The following is a 19,853-nucleotide window of genomic DNA, read 5'->3' as shown; positions in this document are numbered from 1 at the left end:
ATGGCCGGGCAGATCAATCTCTACGACCCCGCCCTGCGAAAAAAACGCGACTGGCTGTCGCTCGCCAACGTGGTGCTCGGTGCCTTTGCAATGCTGGCGATCGTCGCTACTGCCGGAATCGTCGCGCGCAGCGGCTTGTCGGAATTGCGTGCCCAGGCGTCGGCAGGAGATGCGCGATTGCAAGAGCTGCGCAGCCAAGTGCAGGCGCTCGGCAAGCAAGTCGCGGAACGGAAACCCGATGTCCGTCTCGAACAGGAGCTGGCGGCTCTTCGCCAGCTCGTTGAAACGCGCGGCATCGTGCTGCAGATCCTGCGCGAGAGACTGGCGAGGGATGCGCCGGCATTCGCCGACTCATTGCGCGCTCTGGCGAACTTGACGATGCCCGGCGTGTGGATCACCGGTTTCGCATGGGATGCGACCAGCAACGACATGGAAATCCGTGGCCGGACGACCGACCCAGCCCTGCTGCCCGAATATATCCGGCGCCTGAATCGCGAGCCGGCGATGCGCGGCCAGGCCTTTGCCGCCCTCAACGTCGTGGAAGGCAAGCAGGAAGCAGTCAGCGCAGGTACCGCAACAACGCCGCGCCTGCCGCCTTTCCATGAGTTCACCCTGATACCGGTCAAGCGCGAGGATGCTGCGATTCCTGCCGGTGACGGAGGCCGGAGATGAGTGCATTGCAGTTGCGCTGGCAAGGCTGGAGCGCACGTTTTTCCGCACTGCAGCCGCGCGAAAAGACGCTGATCGCCGCAGCGGCGGCAGTGGCGGTGCTTTTCGGCGGCTACGGTTTGTGGATCGAGCCGGCGCTTTTGCAGGCAAAACAGCTCAAGGCCACCCTCGCGCAGCAGCGAGAAGAGCAAAGCCGCCTGGAAGAACAGGTCACCGCTCTCACGGCGCGCGCCGGTGATCCCGATGCCGCGAATCGCGCGGCTTTGCAACGCCTGAAAGAAAAGTTGGCACTCAGCGAACGCGAGATCGCAGGCTATGGCAATACACTGATCGCACCCGAGCGCATGCCGGCCCTGCTGCAAACGGTGCTGGCCCGGCATCGCGGCCTGACGCTGGTCAGCCTGAAGACCTTGCCGCCGCGTCCACTCCTCGAAAAGGCGGCGACACGGGAAGGGGCTGCGCCGCCGGAAGGGAACCTCTATCAGCATGGCATCGAGATCAAGCTGGCCGGCGGCTATCAGGATCTGCTTGCCTACGTCGCCGAACTCGATGCCAGCCCGCAGAAAATACTGCGCGGCAAGATCAACCTCATCGTCAGGCAATACCCGGTCAGCGAATTGACCGTGACGATCTACACCTTGAGTCTGGATGCGCGATGGCTCGTCGTCTGATCCCCACTATGCTGATGTTCGTGGTCTGTACCGGCGTGTTGGCCCAAGGTACCGATCCGACCCGGCCGCCGTTCGAGACGGGGTTGGCTGCACAACCCGGAGTCACGATGCCCGAACCCACGACCGGCCTGCAGTCGATCATCCGCAGGAAGGCAGGCAAGCCGGCAGCGCTGATCAACGGCGTCGTGATCGAGCTGGGAGGCAAGGTTGGAGAGGCGCGCTTGATCCGCATCGGGGAGGATTCCGTGGTGCTGCGCGGACCGCAGGGCATCGAGACCCTGTATTTGACGCCGGGTGTCGAAAAGAAGGCTGTGAGGAAGGGGAAAAGATGAAACAGACCATCCTGCGAACCGGCTGGCTGATGGCCATGCCGCTGTTGCTGGCAGCATGCGGGACGCCGCCGGCGCGGCCCGATCTGGTGCGTGAACGTATGGGTGAAGAGCTGACACAAGCCTTGAACCAGCGCAAGTCGGCAGAAGTGACGGAAAAAGCCTTGTTGCCACCCCTGAGCATCGAATTGCCGAAAGCGGAACAGGCCGAGCCGCGTTTCGATCTTTCCGTCGTCAACGCACCAGCGGCACAGGTCTTCATGGCGATCGTCAGTGGCACACGCTACAACATGCTGGTCGGCCCCGAAGTCACCGGTACGATCACGATCAACCTGAAGGATGTGACGGTGCGCGAAGCACTCGAATCGATCCGCGATCTCTACGGCTATGAATTCACGATCAAGGGCAATCGCATCGCGATCCAGCCGAATACCCTGCAGACGCGCGTCTTCCAGGTGAATTATCTGGCCAGCCGCCGTCAGGGCGCGACCGAGCTGCGCGTCACCTCGAGCTCGATCGCCGCGAACGAAACCGGCCCAACCTCGACGGCGACGCCTGCGCCCGTCCAGAGCGTCGGCGGTGGGGCGCGGACCACAGGCAGTCTCACCAGCCGGGTGCAGACCAATTCCGACACCGATTTCTGGCGTGAACTGCAAACCTCGCTGGCCACCATCGTCAGCGGCGAAGGACGCAGCGTGGTGGTCAATGGCCTGTCCGGCGTCGTCGTCGTACGCGCTTATCCCGCCGAACTGCGCGCCGTCGAGCAGTATCTGAAAGCCACACAGGTGATGGTCGAACGGCAGGTGATGCTCGAGGCCAAGATCCTCGAAGTGCAACTCTCGGAGCGCTTCCAGAACGGTATCAACTGGGCCTCTTTCAATGGCGTCAATCACCGCGCCAGCCTCGGTGTGTTGCAGCCGGGCGCCACGCTTGGCACCACCGGCAGCGGCAGCGCGCTCGCCAACAACGACCTCACGGCGCTGCCGGGCGTGGCGGGCTCGCTGGCGGCTTCGGCGCTCGGCAACGGCTTCGTCGGGCTGGCCTTCCAGACCGCCAATTTCGCCGCCCTGCTGAGCTTCCTGGAAACCCAGGGCCAGGTCTCGGTGCTGTCGAGCCCGCGCATCGCCACGCTCAACAACCAGAAGGCCGTGCTGAAAGTCGGCACCGATGAGCTGTTCGTCACCAACGTGACGTCCACGACGACCAGCACTGCCGCCGGCACGACCTCGACACCGAATCTGACGCTGCAGCCGTATTTCTCTGGCATCTCGCTCGATGTCACACCGCAGATCGACGAAGAGGGCAAGATCATCCTGCACATCCACCCGGCGATCAGCGCGGTCGCCGAGAAAGAGAAGATCGTCGATCTCGGCTCGCTTGGGACGTATCGCTTGCCGCTCGCCACCTCGAGCGTCAATGAGACCGACAGCATCGTGCGCGTGCAGGATGGCAACATCGTCGCGATCGGCGGGCTGATGACCCACAGCCAGACGAGCAATCGCAATGGGCTGCCAGGCACCGTTTCCTCTCCGGCCGGGGTGCTCTTTGGACAACGTGGCAGCAGCATGGAAAAACGCGAGCTGGTGATCCTCCTCAAGCCGACCATCATCCGCGACGACCGGGACTGGATGAATGACTTGCGGCAAAGCGGTGAGCGGCTACGCAGTTTCGACCTGCCCCCTCTCGACGTGCCTTTGCAGTGAGCGTCTATCTTTCCCACTTCGGCCTGAACCAGCTGCCGTTCGGCATCACCCCCGATACCGAGTTCGCCTATACGAGCCGCAGCTACCGCGAAGGGATCAACCTGCTGCATTTCGCTCTGGCGAGCGGCGAGGGATTCATCAAGGTGGTTGGCGAGGTCGGTACTGGCAAGACCCTGTTGTGCCGCAGCCTGCTGAACGAACTGGATGGCGATTGGCAGGCAGCCTACATCCCCAATCCGCAGATGGACCCCCGCGAGCTGTTGCTCGAAATCGCCGACGAACTGCGGGCGGGCGAGGGGGCGAAGGACATCGTGCGCCTCGTCAAGCGCATCAATCAGCGTTTGCTCGAGCTCGCAGCCGCAGGGCGCAAGGTGGTGCTGTGCATCGACGAGGCGCAGACCATGCCGCGTGTGACCTTGGAGAGCCTGCGTCTGCTCTCCAATCTCGAAACCGAGAAACGCAAGCTGTTGCATATCGTTTTGTTCGGGCAGCCGGAGCTGGACGAGATGCTCGCCCGTCATTCGGCACGGCAGCTCAAGCAGCGCATTGCCTTTTCTTGCCGCCTACGGCATCTCGATGCCGACGAAGTGAAACACTATGTCGAACAGCGTCTCGCGACAGCGGGCTACCGAGGTGAGCCCCTGTTTACGCCCCGTGCCGTGCGGGCGCTCTATCATCGTTCCGGCGGCACGCCGCGGCTCATCAACATTCTTGCCAACAAGGCCCTCCTGGCGGCCTTTGGTGAAGGCCGGCTGCAGGTCGAGCCGCGCCACATCAAAGCCGCGGCGCGCGACACCGAGGGGGCACGCGACAAGCCCTGGTGGGTCTGGTAGGGAGGAACGACAGGATGAGTATCATCAACCAGATGTTGCGCGATCTCGATGCCCGTCAGGCCAGCAGCATCGAGCGTGCCGGCCTGCCAGCCGGCCTGCGCACCCTGCCCCCGGAACCACGGCGCAGGGCCCAGCCGTGGGGTCTGCTCCTCATTGGTCTGATCGTCGGTGCGGCGACGGTCGGGTTCTTTGCCAACCCGTCTGCCCCGCCGCCCGTCACCCATGCCGAGAAGGCCGCGCCGCCCCAGTCCGCTCCAGTATCTGCCGTCCCTCCTGCGGCCCCAGCGGGAACGCCGGTCATCACGGCACCGGCCCCGCCGCCGTCGGCGGCAGCGGCAACCTCCGCCGAGGTGACGGCGCCGCCACCACAAGCCGCGCCTGCGCCGGCCGCACATCCAAAGCCTGCAGCGGCCGAGAAATCGAACAAACCCGTTCCCGCGCCTATAGCGAGGCCGATCACACCACCGTCATCCGCGCCGTTCGCCGAGCAGGCCCGGCCGGCGTCGCCAGCGACCGAGTCGGTTGCGACGAAGCCCACCGCGCCAGCCACGGGTGAAGCACGGATCGACAAGCAACCGAAAACTGCGCCGACGCTGGAACTCGCCGAGGCGGAGTACCGCAAGGGCATGCAGGCAGCCAGCCAGGGTGATCATGCCACGGCACTGCCTGCGCTGCGCCGTGCGCTGGAGTTCGAACCGCAGCACGCCAAGGCGCGTCAGGCATTGCTCGCGGTACTGGCCAATCTGCGCCAGTGGGAGGAAGTGAAACGGGTGGCGCAGGAAGGTTTGTCGCTCGAACCGTCACGCACACCTTGGGCAACGCTCCTGGCCCGGCTCCAATATGAGCATGGCGATGGCGATGCCGCACTGAAGACGCTGGAAAGCCATGCGGCGCATGCGGCGAACGATGCCGACTTCCAGGCTTTGTTTGCCTTCTTGTTGCAGAAACGGCAGCGTCAGGCCGAGGCCGTGCCGCACTATCAGGCTGCGCTGCGTCAACGTCCCACCGAGGGGCGCTGGTGGTTCGGCTTGGGGCTGGCGCTCGAAGCGGCTGGCCGTGGCGAAGAAGCCAGCGTGGCCTTCGCCAAGGCGCGCGAGACCGGCAACCTGCCCGCCGAAATGCGAAGCAGCGTCGAAGAGAAACTCAGGGCTTCCTCAGTATCCGTAGGGTCCCCTCCTTGAGGCTATCGCGGGCGTGCGCATCCCCGCTACGCGGGGCCCCTGCTTACTGCTCGCGTCGCCGCCTCCTTGGGGCCATTGCGGGCTGGGTGGTCGAGTGGGTCGGCGGTTGGCGCCGCTCGCGGGCGTGCGCATCCCCGCTATGCGGGGCCCCTGCTTACTGCTCGCGTCGCCGCCTCCTTGAGGCCATTGCGGGCTGGGTGGTCGAGTGGGTCGGCGGTTGGCGCCGCTCGCGGGCGTGCGCATCCCCGCTATGCGGGGCCCCTGCTTACTGCTCGCGTCGCCGCCCAATTGACGATACGCGCGGCGCCTTGCGCCTTGAGCGTTGTGGCGACGGCAGCGAGGGTTGCGCCGGTCGTCATCACGTCATCGACGACGATCACCGTCAGGCCGGCAAGATTGCGGCTGCAGGCGAAAGCATGGCGCACGTTGCCTTGCCGTTCCCGCCAGGGCAGGCGGCTTTGCGGCAGCGTGTCGCGCTGGCGGTAGAGGCTGGTGGCGTCGATCGGCAGGCCCAGCGCCCGTGCCAACGGCCGGGCGATTTCCAGCGCCTGGTTGAAGCCGCGCTCGCGCAGCCGTTGCCGTGAGAGGGGTACCGGCATCAGCAGGTCGACTTCCGGCCGGGGGCCGGCCAGCATGAAACGACTGAAAAAATCGGCGCTGGCGAGACGGCACCCGTATTTGAGCTGATGCACCAAGGCATCCACCGGGAAGGCGTAGCGCAGCGGGGCGAAGGTCGCATCGTAGGCGGGCGGGGATTTCAGACAGGTGCCGCAGGCGCTCGCCGGCACGCCCAGCGGGGTGGCGCAGACCGGGCAGAGGGCGCCGCCAAGCCGCGGCAAATCGGCCGTGCAGTCCTCGCAGACGGGGGTGTGGCTATGCGCCCCGCAGAGCAGACAGGCGCGCGGCAGCAGTTGGTCGAGCCATGGAGTGAGGAGCGCTTTCAGGGTCACGGTCGATCGCGGATAATGTCATGATGAGTACGCGGGAAAGTTTCGCGGCTGCAGCCGCATCCTACGATAATGCCGCCGTGCTGGCGCGCGAGGTGGGGCAACGCATGGCCACGCGGCTTGCCTGCGTGCGGCTGGCACCTTGGCGTATGGCCGATGTCGGTTGCGCGACCGGCGATGGGGTGCGCGAGCTGATGCGCCGCTATCCCGAAGCGCTGCCGCTGGCGGTGGATTACGCGCTGCCGATGCTTAACGCCGTGCGCGCATCCGCGGGCTGGTGGGATCGATTGCGCGGCAGAGCCCCGCGCTGTGTGAATGCGGACGTGCGCGCCTTGCCGCTGGCTGAAAATAGCCTCGATCTGGTCTGGTCGAATTTGATGCTGCACTGGCTGCCGGATCTGCGCCCGGCGTTTGCAGAATTGCATCGCGTGCTGGCCGAGGGCGGACTGTTGCATTTTTCGCTGCTGGGCCCGGATACGCTCAAGGAACTGCGCGAATGCGCCGGCCAGCTCGGCCTCTCGTGGAGCGGCAAGACATTCGTCGACATGCACGATGTCGGCGACCTCTTGATGAGCAGCGGTTTCGGCGATCCGGTGATGGAAATGGAGATGCTGACGCTGACCTATCGCTCACCACGCGCATTTCTTGCCGACCTGCGCCATCTTGGCGTACGCGACGGGCTGCTCGGGCAGTTGGGCTGGCGCGACTGGCGTCGGCTTTTCGCTGCCTGGCCACGGGTAGAGGGTGCATTGCCGGCGCGGTTCGAGATCGTTTATGGCCATGCCTGGAAACTTGCGCCGCGCCAATTGCCGGACGGTCGCGCCGTAGTGCACTTCCATCGCCATGAAGCGCGCTAAACGGGCCCCCCGCATTCGCCCGCGCAATCCGTTGGCCAACGCGCCGCTGATGAAGAAAGGCGGTGCGCATGCACGCAAGGACAAGCGCGCCAGCCGCGCGCGGCAAAATGCCCAGCTGAGGAAGCTGGACGAGCCATAGGCATGTCAAGACAAAGCTTCGTGATCCGCCAGCAGGCGGTCGAGCAGTGCGCGCAGGCGCGCCGGCCGGAAGGGCCGGCTTAACATGAGGCGTGGAACCCCCGCGGACTGCTCGCCGAGCGAGGGCACCGGCCCGCTGCTGACGATCAGGGCAGGTAATGGACGGCCGATGGCCGTGGTGATCCGCTCGATCCATGCCAGACCGCGTTCGATACCGGCTGCGCCGCCCGGCAGATCGAGAATGACGCAGCCCGGCGGGTGGCTTGCGTCGATCCGGGCCGTGTCGGGATCGCTCGCACGCATTACCGCGAATTGCCAATTCTCGAGCAAACGTGCAAGTTCCTCTCGTTCGGGGGTCATTGGTCCGAGCAGCAGGATGACGGCTTGCGGCGCAGGCTGTCGCTCCTCGCTGGAGCTGCTGCCGGAGGGCGCAGAGGTGAGCGGCACCGTCAGCGCAAAACGCGAGCCATGGCCCACGCGCGAACAGAGCGTCACCGGGTGGCCGAGCAGGGTAGCGGACTTGCGGACGATCGCCAGACCCAGGCCGAGGCCTTTCTCGGGATCGCGCTCCGGGTTGTCGAGTTGCACCAGCTCATCGAAGATCGATTCACGAGCCTCGGGGGGAATGCCGGGCCCGCTGTCCCAGACCTCGATGCGCACCGCATTGCCGACCCGACGGCAGGCGACGAGGATTCCGCCTCGATGGGTGTGGCGGATCGCGTTGCTCACCAGGTTGATGAGAATACGGTGCAACAGGGCGGGGTCGGTGAGCATCCAGTCCTCGTGAATGCGACTGCGCAATCTCAGTCCTTTTTCCACCGCCGCATCGACGAAGCTTTCCACGACAGGGAGGATGGCCTGCGTCGTACGCAACGGCTGGCGCTGTACCTGGACGACCTGACCATCGAGACGCGAATAATCGAGCAAGGTGCCGAGCAGATTCTGCAGGTTGCTGACGGTGTGGGCGAGCTGGCGCAACTTCGGTTCGAGCTCGGCCGGCGGGCTTTCCTTCAGGAGTCGTGCGACGAACAGACCAAGTGCCTGGGCCGGCTGGCGCAGATCATGGCTGGCCGCGGCGAAGAAGCGGCTGCGCGAGCGCGCCGCCTGCTCGGCCGCATCGCGCTCATGGCGCAGCAGTGCGGTCGCTTCGAGAATGCGCTCGGCGAGTTGTTCCTGGGTTTGCCCCACCGTCGCCGCCATTTCGTTGATGCCTTGCGCCAGCCGGCCGAGTTCGTCATCTCCTCGCACCTCGACACGTTGCGAGAACTCGCCACGCTTGACGCCGGCGACGACCGCGCCGATCTCCGTCAAGGTGCGGATCAAGCCGCGGGAAAAAGCGACCGCCAGACCGACCGCCAATAGCAGGATCAGTGCGGAGAGCCCTGCAGCGCGGAGCGCATGGCTGCGGATTTCTGCATGCAGCCCCCGGCTCGAAACTTTGAGCAGCAATTGACCGAGCAGAGGCGCATCGCTTGGCTGCGCCGGCATGCCGTAGGGATCGTTTTCGGCCAGCTGGGTTGGTCGGATTGCCAGGACATGCCAGTGCTCGGGTGAGGTGCCCCAAACGGGGGCATCGAAGCCGGCAAAGCGCTGTTCCTCGGGGGGCAACTGTTCGCGAGGCAGTGTGCTCGCCAGCATCCTGCCTTTGCCATCGAGAAAAGCGGCGGCGAGGACGTCCGGCTCCCGGCGCGCCGCCTCGACGAGCTTGTCGAGCGCTTCGGTATTGCCAACGAAGAGACTGTATTCCGCCAGCGTCGAGAGCTGCCGGGCAAACGCTGCCAGACGCCGGTGCTGTTCGATTTCCGCTTGACGGATCTGGCCAAAGATCAACGTGCCGGCAACCAGTAAGGCCGCCAGAATCGCCGGTCCGAGTGCTGTGAATAGGATGCGCGTGCGGATGCCGTAGGATTTCATGCACAGGCCCCGAAAACGAACAGGGGCGGCCTGCTGCCGCCCCTGTCGGTTTCAGTCGTGAAGACGCGCCCGTTCATCCGGCGCGGGAATCCGCGTCAATACAATCCGGCGATGTAATCGGCAACCGCGCGGATTTCGGCATCGGTCATCTTGATGGCGATCATGCGCATCATCTTGTTCGGGTCGTTGGCGCGCTCGCCGCTGCGGAAAGCCTTCAGCTGCGCTTCGAGGTATTCCTGATATTGGCCGGCGATCCTCGGATACTGGACGGGAATGCCTTTCCCGGCCGGACCATGGCAGCCCGCGCAGGCCGGCAGACCTTTCGATGCATCACCGGCACGATACAGCTTCTGGCCTAGTTCGAGCACGCTGCGATCCTTCACTTCGCCCCCGACTTGCTTTTGGCTCGCGAACCAGGCGGCGAGATCCTTCATCTGGTTTTCATCGTAGGGAGCGATCATGCCGTTCATGATGGCATTGACGCGCTCGGGCTTGCCATCGGGGCCGGTCTTGAAGTTCTTCATCTGCTTGAACAGATAGCCGGCATGCTGGCCGGCCAGTTTCGGGTTGGCCGGTGTCGCGCTGTTGCCGTCGGGATTGTGGCAGGCGGCACAAACCGTGGCGGCGATCTCCTTACCTTTGGCGGGATCGCCCGAATAGGCGGCGGCTTTGTCGGACTCATTGGCATGGACGGCGGTGCCGGCAAGCAGCAAAAACGTCAGCGCGGACAGCAGGGACGTTTTCAACAGCGGCGCAAAGCGGCTCATCTGAAGCTCCTCGGAGAACTGTCGGATCGATAAAAGCGTTATTCTATATCAAGCTTGTCCTGCTTCGACGCCCCCCTCGGGCCCACTCATGAGCGCTTCCCTTTTCCGCCACGCCTGTTTCGAGATTTCCGTCGCCGATCCGCAGAACCTTCCCCAGGCTGGCGGCGCGGAAATCGCCTTTGCGGGCCGATCGAATGCCGGCAAGTCATCGGCGATCAATGCCTTGGCCGGTCACACGCGACTCGCCTACGTCTCGAAAACGCCGGGACGCACTCAGCTGATCAATGTATTTCGTCTCAAATGCGGCGCGGCGCTCGTCGATCTTCCAGGCTATGGCTACGCCGAGGTGCCGGATGCCGTGCGCCGGCAATGGCAAAACCTGCTCGAGCATTATCTGACCCAGCGCACCGCGCTGATCGGGTTGGTGCTGATCATGGATGCGCGCCGCCCGTTTACCGAGCTCGACCGGCAGATGATCGAGTGGTTCGGCCGCACCGGCAAGCCGATCCACTGTCTGCTCACCAAGGCCGACAAGCTGAGCCGGCAGGAACAGACGAAGACCTTGGCCTTGGCGTGCCGTCTCGCCAGCGCCGAGTTTCCTGACGTGCCGATCACACTGCAGCTTTTTTCCAGCCTGAAGAAGACCGGGATCGAGGAAGTCGAGCAGGTGATCGGCAGATGGCTGGGCCTGAAAGAGAAAGGGCCCTCGGCCAAAGGGGAGAAAGCCGAGAGCCCAAATGCCCCGACGAGCGTCGAGGCACCCGCTCAGGGAGGAAAAGCGGGGGACGATTCAACACCGTCCATGCACTAAGATAGGTAACGGAGCAAAAAGTTCAAGTATTTTTTCGAAAGCCAAGACCATGATCATCAAGGGAGTTTTTCCAGGCACCCGCATGCGGCGCATGCGCCGCGACGAATTTTCCCGCCGGCTGATGCGCGAGTCGGTGCTCACCGCCGCCGATTTGATCTATCCGGTGTTCGTGCTGGAGGGCACGAAAAAGACCGAACCGGTCGCCTCGATGCCTGGGGTGACGCGCATGACCCTCGATCATTTGCTGCCGGTGGCGGAAAAGGTGCTGAAATTGGGCATTCCGGCCATCGCCTTGTTCCCGGTGATCGACGCCGCGAAGAAAAGCGAGGATGCCAGCGAGGCGTGGAATCCGCAGGGTCTGGTGCCGACCGTCGTCGCGACGCTCAAAAAAGAGTTTCCTGAATTGGGCGTGATCACGGACGTGGCGCTCGACCCCTACACCAGCCACGGTCAGGACGGGTTGATCGACGCCAGCGGTTATGTCATGAACGACGAGACCATCGAAGCGTTGGTGAAGCAGGCGCTCACCCACGCACATGCCGGCGCCGATGTCGTGGCGCCCTCGGACATGATGGACGGACGCGTCAAAGCGATCCGCGCCGCGCTCGACGACGCCAAGCTGATCCACACGCGCATCCTCGCCTATTCGGCCAAGTATGCGTCGAGCTTCTACGGCCCGTTCCGCGACGCGGTCGGTTCCGCAGCCAACCTCGGCAAAGGCAACAAAACTACCTACCAGATGGATCCGGCGAACTCGGACGAGGCGCTGCGCGAAGTGGCGCTCGATCTCGACGAGGGCGCCGACATGGTGATGGTCAAGCCGGGTATGCCCTATCTCGACATCGTGCGGCGGGTGAAAGACACCTTCGGCGTGCCGACTTTCGCTTATCAGGTGAGTGGTGAGTATGCGATGCTCAAGGCCGCTGCGCAGAACGGCTGGCTCGACCACGACGCAGTGATGCTGGAGGCGCTGCTCGCCTTCAAGCGTGCCGGCGCGGATGGCATCCTCACTTATTTTGCGTTGGAGGCGGCAGCAATGCTGCAAAGATGAAACCTCTCCCTAACTTGCTGCGCGGGCGGTCTGCTGCGTTGCGCGGTGCTCGGATGCTCGCCTACCTACGCAGGTATGTCTCGCATCCTGCGCTCCGTGCGCCTTGCATCCCCTCCCGCTCGCGGCGTTATGCAGAGGTTTCAATGAAAGTGGATGTCGGGAAGGCATTCAAGCCGCGAGCATGGGCCACTGGACGGCCCAGTGGCTCAGCGGATCGTCCGCAAATCCGCTCTTGACGAAGCGCTGCAGGCGGCCGAGCAGATGGCAGACGAGCAGATCGGCATGCGCGGCGCAATCGTGCTCTGCCGGCAAGGCGCCTTGTGCCATGGCGATCTTCAGCGCCTGTTTCAGCGAGGCTTCGAGCCGATCGAAGAGCTGGTTGATCCTGGCTTGCAGGCGTGGGTGTTCATGGACCAGCACATCGCCGATCATCAGCCGGGCCAGGCCGCGATTCATGCCGGCGAAGCGCAGGCTCGCGGCGAGCATCAACTCTGCTTGTTTGAGGCCGTTGGGTTCTTCGGCGACGATCTGGCCGACCACGGAAAACAGCGCATTTTCGATGAAGTCGATCAGCCCTTCGAACATGCGCGCCTTGCTGGGGAAATGGCGGTAGAGCGCGGCTTCGGAAACCTCGAGTCGAGCCGCCAGCGCGGCGGTGGTGATCTTTTCCCCGGCCGGATTCTCGAGCATCGCGGCGATGGTTTGGAGGATGCGTAGCTTGCGGTCGCCGTTGGCGGTCATCGGCTCAGTCCCAGTTTCGGCAATTCGAGCACCGATTTTATGCGCCGATCGACGTAAGCGGGCACTTGCTGCGCGCGGCTGACGAGCACGGTGGTCATCCCCAGCCGCTTGGCGGCACGCAGGTTGGCCGGCGTGTCCTCGACGAGGATGCAACGGCGCGCATCGAGCCGTTCACGGGAAAGCAGGCGACGGAACGCCGCGCCGTGCGGCTTCGGCGTGAAGCGCAGGCGCTCAATGCACCAGATACCGTCGATCAACGACCGGAGGCCGATCAGTTCGAGTACTGCCTCGACATAACGGCGCGGCGCGTTGGAGAACACGATCTTACGGCCCGGCAGCCGTTTCAGCACATGGCGCAGCGCCGGTTCATGAACCAGCATCCGCGGCAGATAGTCGAGGAAGGCGTGGGTTGTAGCAAGGAAGTGATGCGGATCGACGCCGTGATGCCGCACCAGGCCCGTCAGCGTCGCGCCGTAACGGCGCCAGTAATGATCGCGCAGCTGCCTGGCTTCCTGCTCATCGAGTCCGACCCGGTGCGCCACGTATTCGCCCATCGCCCGGCTGATGGCGGGAAAGATGTGCGGATTGGCGTCATGCAGCGTGTTGTCGAGGTCGAACAGCCAGACCCGGCCAGTCATTTCGACTTGATCAGCGTGCCGACGCCTTCGTCGGTGAGGATCTCCAGGAGCAGCGCATGTTCGACGCGGCCATCGATGATATGCACGCTTTTGACACCGCTTCTGGCGGCGTCGAGCGCCGAGCCGATCTTCGGCAGCATGCCGCCGGAGAGCGTGCCATCAGCGACCATTGCATCGATTTCCTTCGGCGTGATGCCGGTGAGCAGATTGCCCGCCTTGTCGAGCACGCCCGGCGTGTTGGTCATCATGACGAGCTTCTCGGCCTGCAGCACCTCGGCGATCTTGCCGGCGACGACGTCGGCGTTGATGTTGTAGGTTTCACCATTCGGGCCGACGCCGATCGGCGCGATCACGGGGATGAAGTCGCCGGAATCGAGGAAGCTGATGATCGAGGGATCGATCGAGGTGATCTCGCCGACTGAGCCGATGTCGATCAACTCTTCCGGCTTGTCCTTGTTGGGCAGGAGCAATTTCCTGGCGCGGATGAAATTGCCATCCTGGCCGGTCAAGCCCACCGCCTTGCCGCCATGCTGGTTGATCAGATTGACGATTTCCTTGTTGACCTGGCCGCCGAGCACCATCTCGACGATGTCCATCGTTTCCTCGTCGGTCACCCGCATGCCCTGGATGAATTCACCCTTCTTGCCGACGCGTTTCAGCAGATCCTCGATCTGCGGGCCGCCGCCGTGCACCACGACCGGATTCATGCCGACGAGCTTGAGCAAGACGACGTCGCGCGCGAAGCAGTCCTTGAGCTTCGGATCGGTCATCGCATTGCCGCCATATTTGATGACGATCGTCTTGTCGAAGAAACGTTGGATGTAGGGTAAGGCTTCGCCGAGGATCCTGGCCTTGACGGCGGCCGGCAACGATTCGGAAGTCATGGAAGGGGCCTCGAAAAAAACAATGGCGGCGATTTTACCGCCGCCATCCATCAACGCCGCAGGATGCCGTCCTGCCAGCGCCGACTTTGCGATCAATCGATCGTCAGCCGCTTGGCTTGCGCTTGTGCTTTCTTCGGCAGCGTCAGCTCGAGTACGCCATCGGTGAATTTCGCGGTGGCGGCCCCATCGTCGATGTCCTGGCCGAGATTGAAGCTGCGCGAAACCTTGCCGAAGTAGCGTTCGGAACGCAGCACGCGCCCGCCTTCCTTCTCTTCCTTTTCTTCCTTCCGTTCTGCGCTGATCGAAACCACCGGACCATCGATCGTGACGTGAATGTCCTCTTTCTTGATCCCCGGCATTTCAGCATGGATCACAAAGGCCTTGTCCTGCTCCTTGACATCCACCTTCATGTCCGGCGCCTCGATGCCTTTGCCCATCTCGATCGGCCGCACGAAGAAACCACGGAAGAAATCATCGAACGGGTCAAAACGGGTCAGTTCGTTCATTTCATCCTCCTTTTTCCAGGTTGTCCGATATTCAACCTAGTATGGAAAGCGAAAAATTCAACCCAACCCTGACTCGATCCCGAGCATCAGGATGGCGTCGCGGTTCGACCAGGAAAAGCAGCCGGCGGCAGCGATGCGCCAGGGCAGCCAGCGCCAGGCGCGATGTTCGTTGGGCGCCGTGACGACGGGGGTTCCCGCCGGGACACAGAGGCTGAAGACGTGCTCGAGGTTGTGGCTCACGCCCTCAGGGTAGCGGTCGCGCCACTCGGCGAAGATCTCGAAGCGGTTGGAAAGGTGCCAGTCGCGCAAGTCCTCCGGCGCACAGGCGATGCCAGTTTCCTCGCCGACTTCGCGCACGGCGGCGGCAAGCGGCGACTCATCCCCTTCGAGGCTGCCGGTCACCGATTGCCAATAGCCGGGATGCGCTGCTCGTTCGAGGAGCAGGACATTCGCCTGCGGGTCGTGGATGAGGACCAGCACCGAAACGGGCTTCTTGGTACCTGGCATGGCGCGTCAGAGCTTGGGAAAAAATTCGTCGCGAGCGCAGCCAGGTTGGGGGAGGCCGGAGCGCAGCCACCGGAATGTATATGGACATACATGAGGATGGCGAAAACGAAGTTTCGGCGCAGCCAAAACGAAGTTTCGGCGTAGGCTAACATCGGCGCAGCCGATGTTAAGCGAAGCGGCCGAAGCCAACACCGCCCGACCCCAAGATGGCAAGCGCAGCAGAATTTTTCACAAGCTCAGGCGATGTCGGACAGCCAGCTGATGCCATCGGCCTGCATGTCGACGAAGCACCAGAACGGAACGCCCTGTTCGCGCCATTCGTTCGCGGCGTTCTCGAAGACCTGCAGGGCCTGGACGAAATCGGCTTCGGCGTAGCCGTGGATGCCGTCACAATGTTCGAGGATCACGACATAGCCATCGGCCGGTTGCCAGGAAAGATCGGCCAGACAGTCGAGCAGCGCATCCCAGTTGTGGCCGAACCAGTCGGGGAAATGCATCGCCCGGGCGATGGCATCGAGCATCTCGTCCTTGTTGCGCGTATGGGCGAGATCGACGCGGAATACTGCGTAACCGTTGTGTTCGGCGGCCGCGACCAGTTCATCTTCACCATTGATCGGCATGTGATAGACGCCGGCATGCTCAAAACGGGTCAGCAGGCTTGCGTATTTCATTCGACGATCCTCAGGAAGCTGCGGTAGTGGTCCGGGCTGTAATAACAGACGTCGGGGCGTCGTGGCACCTGACCGCCGCAGACGATGCGGCGTGCCCCGCGATCCTTGGCGCCGGGCGTCGGCACGGTGTATTCACGGTAATAACCACGCGGCGCCGGCGGCAGACGCCGTTCGTAATTGCCGAAGACGATGCCGTCGCGGCGGTAGGGGAAAGGACCCCCTGCGGCTATCGACGCGAGCACTTCGTGCGCTTCGGGCGGCAGCGCCTGCCGTGAAACCTCCTCGGCCTGCGCCAGGCCCAGCACAGCGGCCAGCAATAGTCCGAAGAGCGCCCGCATCACGGCTTGGCGATCTCGATCTGGGTGTCGACCTTCTGGCGCAGGCGGATGTGCAGCTCGCGCAGCTGCTTCTCATCCACCGGCGACGGGGCATTGGTCAGCAGGCACTGGGCGCGCTGGGTCTTCGGGAAGGCGATCACGTCGCGGATCGATTCCGCACCGCTCATCATCGTGACGATGCGGTCAAGGCCGAAAGCCAGGCCGCCATGCGGCGGCGCGCCGTATTTGAGCGCATCGAGCAGGAAGCCGAATTTGGCGCGCTGCTCCTCTTCGCCGATGCCGAGCGCCTCGAAGACCTTGGCCTGGACGTCGGCCTTGTGGATCCGAACCGAGCCACCGCCGATCTCCCAGCCGTTCAGCGCCAGGTCGTAGGCCTTGGCGAGGCACTCGCCCGGATGGGTCTTCATCAGTTCCTCGTGGCCATCCTTCGGCGAGGTGAAGGGGTGGTGGCAGGCGGTCCAGCGTTTTTCTTCCTCGTCGTATTCGAACATCGGGAAGTCGACCACCCACACCGGCGCCCAGGCGCGCCCGTCGACGTGGCCTTTCTCATGGCCGATCTTGAGCCGCAGCGCGCCCAGCGCGTCATTGACGATCTTCGCCTTGTCGGCGCCGAAGAAGATCAGGTCGCCGCTTTGCGCGCCGGTGCGCTCGATGATGGTCTTGAGTGCGCGTTCATGGAGGTTCTTGACGATCGGCGACTGCAGACCTTCTTCGTCGAGCTTGGTGACATCATTGACCTTGATGTAAGCGAGCCCCTTGGCGCCGTAGATCTTGACGAAATCGGTATAACCGTCGATCTCGCCGCGCGTGAGCGACGCCCCGCCGGGGATGCGCAACGCCGCGACCCGGCCACCGGAGGTGGCGGGGCCGGAAAAGACCTTGAAGGCGACGTCCTGCACCGCGTCGGTGATCTCGGTCAGTTCCAGCGTCACACGCAGATCCGGCTTGTCGGAACCAAAACGGCGCATCGCCTCCGCATAGCTCATGCGCGGGAAGGGGTTGGGCAGCTCGACGGCCAGCGCTTCCTTGAACACCGTGCGGATCATCTCTTCCATCAGCGCGGTGATTTCGGTTTCAGTCATGAACGAGGTCTCGATATCGACCTGGGTGAATTCCGGCTGGCGGTCGGCGCGGAGATCCTCGTCGCGGAAGCATTTGGTGATCTGGTAGTAGCGGTCGAAACCGGCGACCATCAGCAACTGCTTGAAGAGCTGCGGACTTTGCGGCAGCGCGAAGAAATGCCCCGGATGCACGCGCGAGGGCACCAGGTAGTCGCGCGCGCCTTCCGGCGTGCTCTTGGTGAGCATCGGCGTTTCGATGTCGATGAAGCCATGCGCATCCAGGAAGCGGCGGAAGGCCATCGCCACCTTGTAGCGCAACATCAGGTTCTTCTGCATCTGCGGCCGCCGCAAATCGATGACGCGATGCGTCAGCCGCACGGTCTCGGAGAGATTTTCTTCATCGAGTTGGAAGGGCGGAGTGGCGGCGCTGTTGAGAATCTCGATCTCGTGGCACAGCACTTCGATTTCGCCGGAAGGCATGTTGGGATTCTCGGTGCCGGGCGGGCGGCGCCGCACGCGGCCGGTGATCTTGAGCACGAATTCGTTGCGCACGGCCTCGGCGAGCTTGAACATCTCCGGCCGGTCGGGATCGCAGACCACCTGGGCGAGACCCTCGCGGTCCCGCAGATCGATGAAGATCACGCCGCCGTGATCACGCCGGCGATGGCACCAGCCGCACAGGGTGACGGTCTGATCGATGTGGGCGGCGTTCAGTTGGCCGCAGTAGTGAGTTCGCATAGTGGTTCCGTAATTGAAAAGTCGGCGCTGGTAAGACGGCACGCCGGGGTTGGTCATTCGTTCTGCGCACGCCCCAGCGGATTCGGCTGGCGTGGCAGCGGCGGGACGACGCCCATCGAGACGATGTATTTGAGGGCATCATCGACGCTGATGTCGAGTTCGATGGTTTCGGATTTCTTTACGAAGAAGAAGAAGCCATTGACCGGGCTCGGCGCGGTCGGGATGAAGACGCTGACATGCTCGTCCGGCAACAGCTCCGCGATCTCCTGCGCCGGCGTGCCGGTCATGAAGGCGACCGACCAGGCCTGCGGATGGGGGTAGCGCACCAGCAGCACCTTGCGGAAAGCCTGGCCGGTGGAGGAAAACAGCGTGTCGGAGACCTGCTTGACGCTGTAGTAGATCGACTTGACGATCGGAATACGGGCGAGAAGCCCTTCCCAGAAGCGCACCAGCTTCTGGCCGACGATGTTGGCCGTCACCAGACCGGTGAGCAGGATCACCAGCAGCGTGAGTACCGTGCCGACGCCAGGGATATGGACGCCGAGCAGTCGGTCCGGGTGAACCGCCTGCGGCAAAAGATAGAGCGACTGATCCATCGCGCCGATGATCGCCGAGACGACCCAGACGGTGATCACCAGCGGGATCCAGATCAGGAGCCCGGTGATGAAATATTTCTTGAGCGCCTTCACGTCGCTTCGGCTGCGCAGGCACAACTGCCACTGCCGCCCTGGCAAGGCGGCGTTTCCGTCTTGGCGGCAGGTTTATCGTTGTTTTTGAAATCGGTCTGATACCAGCCGCTGCCCTTGAGCTGGAAACCGGCGGCGGTCAGTTGCTTGACGAACGTCTCTTGGTTGCATTCCGGACAGGTGGTCAGGGGCGGATCGGACATCTTTTGCAGGACATCCTTTTCGAAACCGCATTGACTGCATCGATAGGCATAAATCGGCATGGTTTTCTCCAAAAAGATGGGCAAATTATAAGGTGACGGCGTAACAAGGCTTTCGCGGCCGAGCAAATAAGTGCGGAAAACCGGAAATTCAACCCGGATCAATAGATCAGGCCGAGCCAGGCCTGGGTGAGTTCTTTCCCCCAGAGCAGGGCGATGACGCCCGCGGCGGCGAGATAAGGACCGAACGGGATCGGTACGTTGCGGCCGTGCCGCGCCAGCACGATCAACGCGATGCCGACCAGCGCGCCGACCAGGGAGGACAGCAGGATCACGAGTGGCAGCATCTGCCAGCCGAACCAGGCGCCGATCGCGGCAAGCAGCTTGAAGTCACCATAGCCCATGCCTTCCTTGCCGGTGGCGAGCTTGAAGGCCCAATACACCAGCCAGAGGGAAACATAACCCGCTACCGCACCGATCACCGCATTTTGCAGGGTCGTGAAGATGCCATCGAGGTTGAACAGCAGGCCGGCCCAAATCAGCGGCAAAGTGATGTCGTCCGGCAGGAGCTGGGTATCGGCATCGATGAAGCTGAGACTGATCGCGGCCGCGATGAACAGCAGGGCGCCACCCAAGGCAGGGGTGAAGCCGAAGCGCCAGGCGGCATAGCCGAACAACAGGCCGGTAAGAGCCTCGATAAGCGGATAGCGGATGCTGATGGGCTTGCCGCAACCCTTGCAGCGCCCCCTCAACAGCAAATAGCTGACGATGGGGATGTTTTCCAATGCGCCGATCGCATGACCGCAATGCGGGCAACGTGAGCGCGGGCCGAGCAGCGAGAGCGGTTCGAAACTCGGTCGAGGCTTCCCGGCAAGCTCGGCGCACTGCCGCTGCCATTCGCGTTCCATCATCACCGGCAGCCGATGGATGACCACGTTCAGAAAGCTGCCGATCAGCAGGCCGAACACCCCACAGGCGGCGGCCAGCGTCGTCGGCTCGAGTCCCTGCATGG

Annotated in this window: 23 protein-coding genes; 9 read left to right on the top strand and 14 right to left on the bottom strand. The window is 63.4% G+C overall.

The window, feature by feature from the left end; all coding sequences use genetic code 11:
• From M52SOB_RS12155 to M52SOB_RS13970, 6 genes are read left to right on the top strand one after another with little or no spacing between them, the layout of a single operon-like run.
• Positions 1-672 carry a PilN domain-containing protein gene (locus tag M52SOB_RS12155; protein ID WP_131112048.1) on the top strand — a complete coding sequence of 224 codons (672 nt, stop codon included), beginning with the start codon at positions 1-3 and terminating at the stop codon, positions 670-672.
• Positions 669-1,340: a type II secretion system protein GspM gene (locus tag M52SOB_RS12150; protein ID WP_131112047.1), complete on the top strand. Its 672-nt coding sequence runs from the start codon at positions 669-671 to the stop codon at positions 1,338-1,340. The genes M52SOB_RS12155 and M52SOB_RS12150 overlap by 4 nt, the downstream gene beginning before the upstream one ends.
• Positions 1,341-1,348: 8 nt before the next feature.
• A complete protein-coding gene (locus tag M52SOB_RS12145) occupies positions 1,349-1,672 on the top strand; it encodes a hypothetical protein (protein WP_131112046.1) in 324 nt (107 codons plus the stop codon).
• Positions 1,669-3,372: a secretin N-terminal domain-containing protein gene (locus tag M52SOB_RS12140; protein WP_284155104.1), complete on the top strand. Its 1,704-nt coding sequence runs from the start codon at positions 1,669-1,671 to the stop codon at positions 3,370-3,372. The genes M52SOB_RS12145 and M52SOB_RS12140 overlap by 4 nt, the downstream gene beginning before the upstream one ends.
• Positions 3,369-4,205, top strand: a complete 837-nt coding sequence (locus M52SOB_RS12135) for an ExeA family protein (protein WP_131112045.1) — start codon at positions 3,369-3,371, stop codon at positions 4,203-4,205. Before M52SOB_RS12140 ends, M52SOB_RS12135 begins: the two co-directional genes overlap by 4 nt.
• Positions 4,206-4,219: 14 nt before the next feature.
• The gene (locus M52SOB_RS13970; protein ID WP_172601836.1) at positions 4,220-5,386 is read left to right on the top strand and encodes a tetratricopeptide repeat protein; all 1,167 of its coding nucleotides are present in this window, start codon (positions 4,220-4,222) and stop codon (positions 5,384-5,386) included.
• A gap of 248 nt (positions 5,387-5,634) precedes the next feature.
• Here M52SOB_RS13970 and M52SOB_RS12120 read toward each other — a convergent pair whose 3' ends face one another.
• Positions 5,635-6,336 (bottom strand): ComF family protein, encoded by a 702-nt coding sequence (locus M52SOB_RS12120; RefSeq protein WP_284155103.1) that lies wholly within the window; start codon positions 6,334-6,336, stop codon positions 5,635-5,637.
• Positions 6,337-6,356: 20 nt separating this feature from the next.
• On the opposite strand from M52SOB_RS12120, the gene M52SOB_RS12115 reads away from it, so the two are divergent.
• Entirely contained in the window at positions 6,357-7,190 is an 834-nt protein-coding gene (locus M52SOB_RS12115) for a methyltransferase domain-containing protein (protein WP_131112043.1), read from the top strand.
• Between the two features lie 144 nt (positions 7,191-7,334).
• Here M52SOB_RS12115 and M52SOB_RS12110 read toward each other — a convergent pair whose 3' ends face one another.
• Together M52SOB_RS12110 and M52SOB_RS12105 are read right to left on the bottom strand one after the other, a co-directional pair.
• Positions 7,335-9,242, bottom strand: a complete 1,908-nt coding sequence (locus M52SOB_RS12110) for a sensor histidine kinase (protein WP_131112042.1) — start codon at positions 9,240-9,242, stop codon at positions 7,335-7,337.
• A 95-nt stretch (positions 9,243-9,337) separates the two neighbouring features.
• A complete protein-coding gene (locus M52SOB_RS12105) occupies positions 9,338-10,009 on the bottom strand; it encodes a c-type cytochrome (RefSeq protein ID WP_131112041.1) in 672 nt (223 codons plus the stop codon).
• A gap of 88 nt (positions 10,010-10,097) precedes the next feature.
• Here M52SOB_RS12105 and yihA point away from each other — a divergent pair, with 88 nt between their 5' ends.
• Together yihA and hemB are read left to right on the top strand one after the other, a co-directional pair.
• Positions 10,098-10,820 carry a ribosome biogenesis GTP-binding protein YihA/YsxC gene (yihA, locus tag M52SOB_RS12100; RefSeq protein ID WP_131112040.1) on the top strand — a complete coding sequence of 241 codons (723 nt, stop codon included), beginning with the start codon at positions 10,098-10,100 and terminating at the stop codon, positions 10,818-10,820.
• Positions 10,821-10,869: 49 nt separating this feature from the next.
• Positions 10,870-11,871: a porphobilinogen synthase gene (hemB, locus tag M52SOB_RS12095; protein ID WP_131112039.1), complete on the top strand. Its 1,002-nt coding sequence runs from the start codon at positions 10,870-10,872 to the stop codon at positions 11,869-11,871.
• A 168-nt stretch (positions 11,872-12,039) separates the two neighbouring features.
• On the opposite strand, the gene slmA is transcribed toward hemB, so the two are convergent.
• The 11 genes from slmA to M52SOB_RS12040 form a co-directional block, all read right to left on the bottom strand.
• Positions 12,040-12,612, bottom strand: coding sequence for a nucleoid occlusion factor SlmA (slmA, locus tag M52SOB_RS12090; protein WP_131112038.1), 573 nt, complete (start codon positions 12,610-12,612; stop codon positions 12,040-12,042).
• Positions 12,609-13,250: a pyrimidine 5'-nucleotidase gene (locus M52SOB_RS12085; RefSeq protein WP_131112037.1), complete on the bottom strand. Its 642-nt coding sequence runs from the start codon at positions 13,248-13,250 to the stop codon at positions 12,609-12,611. Before M52SOB_RS12085 ends, slmA begins: the two co-directional genes overlap by 4 nt.
• Complete coding sequence (argB, locus tag M52SOB_RS12080; protein WP_131112036.1) at positions 13,247-14,134, bottom strand: acetylglutamate kinase; 888 nt, start codon at positions 14,132-14,134, stop codon at positions 13,247-13,249. Before argB ends, M52SOB_RS12085 begins: the two co-directional genes overlap by 4 nt.
• Positions 14,135-14,226: 92 nt before the next feature.
• Positions 14,227-14,640 (bottom strand): Hsp20/alpha crystallin family protein, encoded by a 414-nt coding sequence (locus tag M52SOB_RS12075; protein ID WP_131112035.1) that lies wholly within the window; start codon positions 14,638-14,640, stop codon positions 14,227-14,229.
• A 57-nt stretch (positions 14,641-14,697) separates the two neighbouring features.
• Positions 14,698-15,147 carry a dihydroneopterin triphosphate diphosphatase gene (nudB, locus tag M52SOB_RS12070; RefSeq protein WP_131112034.1) on the bottom strand — a complete coding sequence of 150 codons (450 nt, stop codon included), beginning with the start codon at positions 15,145-15,147 and terminating at the stop codon, positions 14,698-14,700.
• Between the two features lie 236 nt (positions 15,148-15,383).
• Positions 15,384-15,818 (bottom strand): barstar family protein, encoded by a 435-nt coding sequence (locus M52SOB_RS12065; RefSeq protein ID WP_131112033.1) that lies wholly within the window; start codon positions 15,816-15,818, stop codon positions 15,384-15,386.
• On the bottom strand, positions 15,815-16,156 hold the full coding sequence (locus tag M52SOB_RS12060) for a guanyl-specific ribonuclease (protein WP_131112032.1): 342 nt from the start codon (positions 16,154-16,156) through the stop codon (positions 15,815-15,817). Before M52SOB_RS12060 ends, M52SOB_RS12065 begins: the two co-directional genes overlap by 4 nt.
• Entirely contained in the window at positions 16,156-17,955 is a 1,800-nt protein-coding gene (gene aspS / locus M52SOB_RS12055) for an aspartate--tRNA ligase (RefSeq protein WP_131112031.1), read from the bottom strand. Before aspS ends, M52SOB_RS12060 begins: the two co-directional genes overlap by 1 nt.
• A 53-nt stretch (positions 17,956-18,008) precedes the next feature.
• Positions 18,009-18,644: a DUF502 domain-containing protein gene (locus M52SOB_RS12050; protein ID WP_284155102.1), complete on the bottom strand. Its 636-nt coding sequence runs from the start codon at positions 18,642-18,644 to the stop codon at positions 18,009-18,011.
• Entirely contained in the window at positions 18,641-19,006 is a 366-nt protein-coding gene (locus M52SOB_RS12045; protein WP_431306327.1) for an FmdB family zinc ribbon protein, read from the bottom strand. Before M52SOB_RS12045 ends, M52SOB_RS12050 begins: the two co-directional genes overlap by 4 nt.
• Entirely contained in the window at positions 19,003-19,851 is an 849-nt protein-coding gene (locus M52SOB_RS12040) for a prepilin peptidase (RefSeq protein WP_131112030.1), read from the bottom strand. The genes M52SOB_RS12045 and M52SOB_RS12040 overlap by 4 nt, the downstream gene beginning before the upstream one ends.
• Positions 19,852-19,853 lie beyond the last annotated feature (2 nt).

Origin of the sequence: Sulfuricystis thermophila, from assembly GCF_004323595.1 — a bacterium.
Taxonomy (GTDB): domain Bacteria; phylum Pseudomonadota; class Gammaproteobacteria; order Burkholderiales; family Rhodocyclaceae; genus Sulfuricystis; species Sulfuricystis thermophila.
The sequence above is the reverse complement of the archived record's forward strand: the minus strand, read 5'-3'. Positions and strand labels throughout refer to the sequence as shown.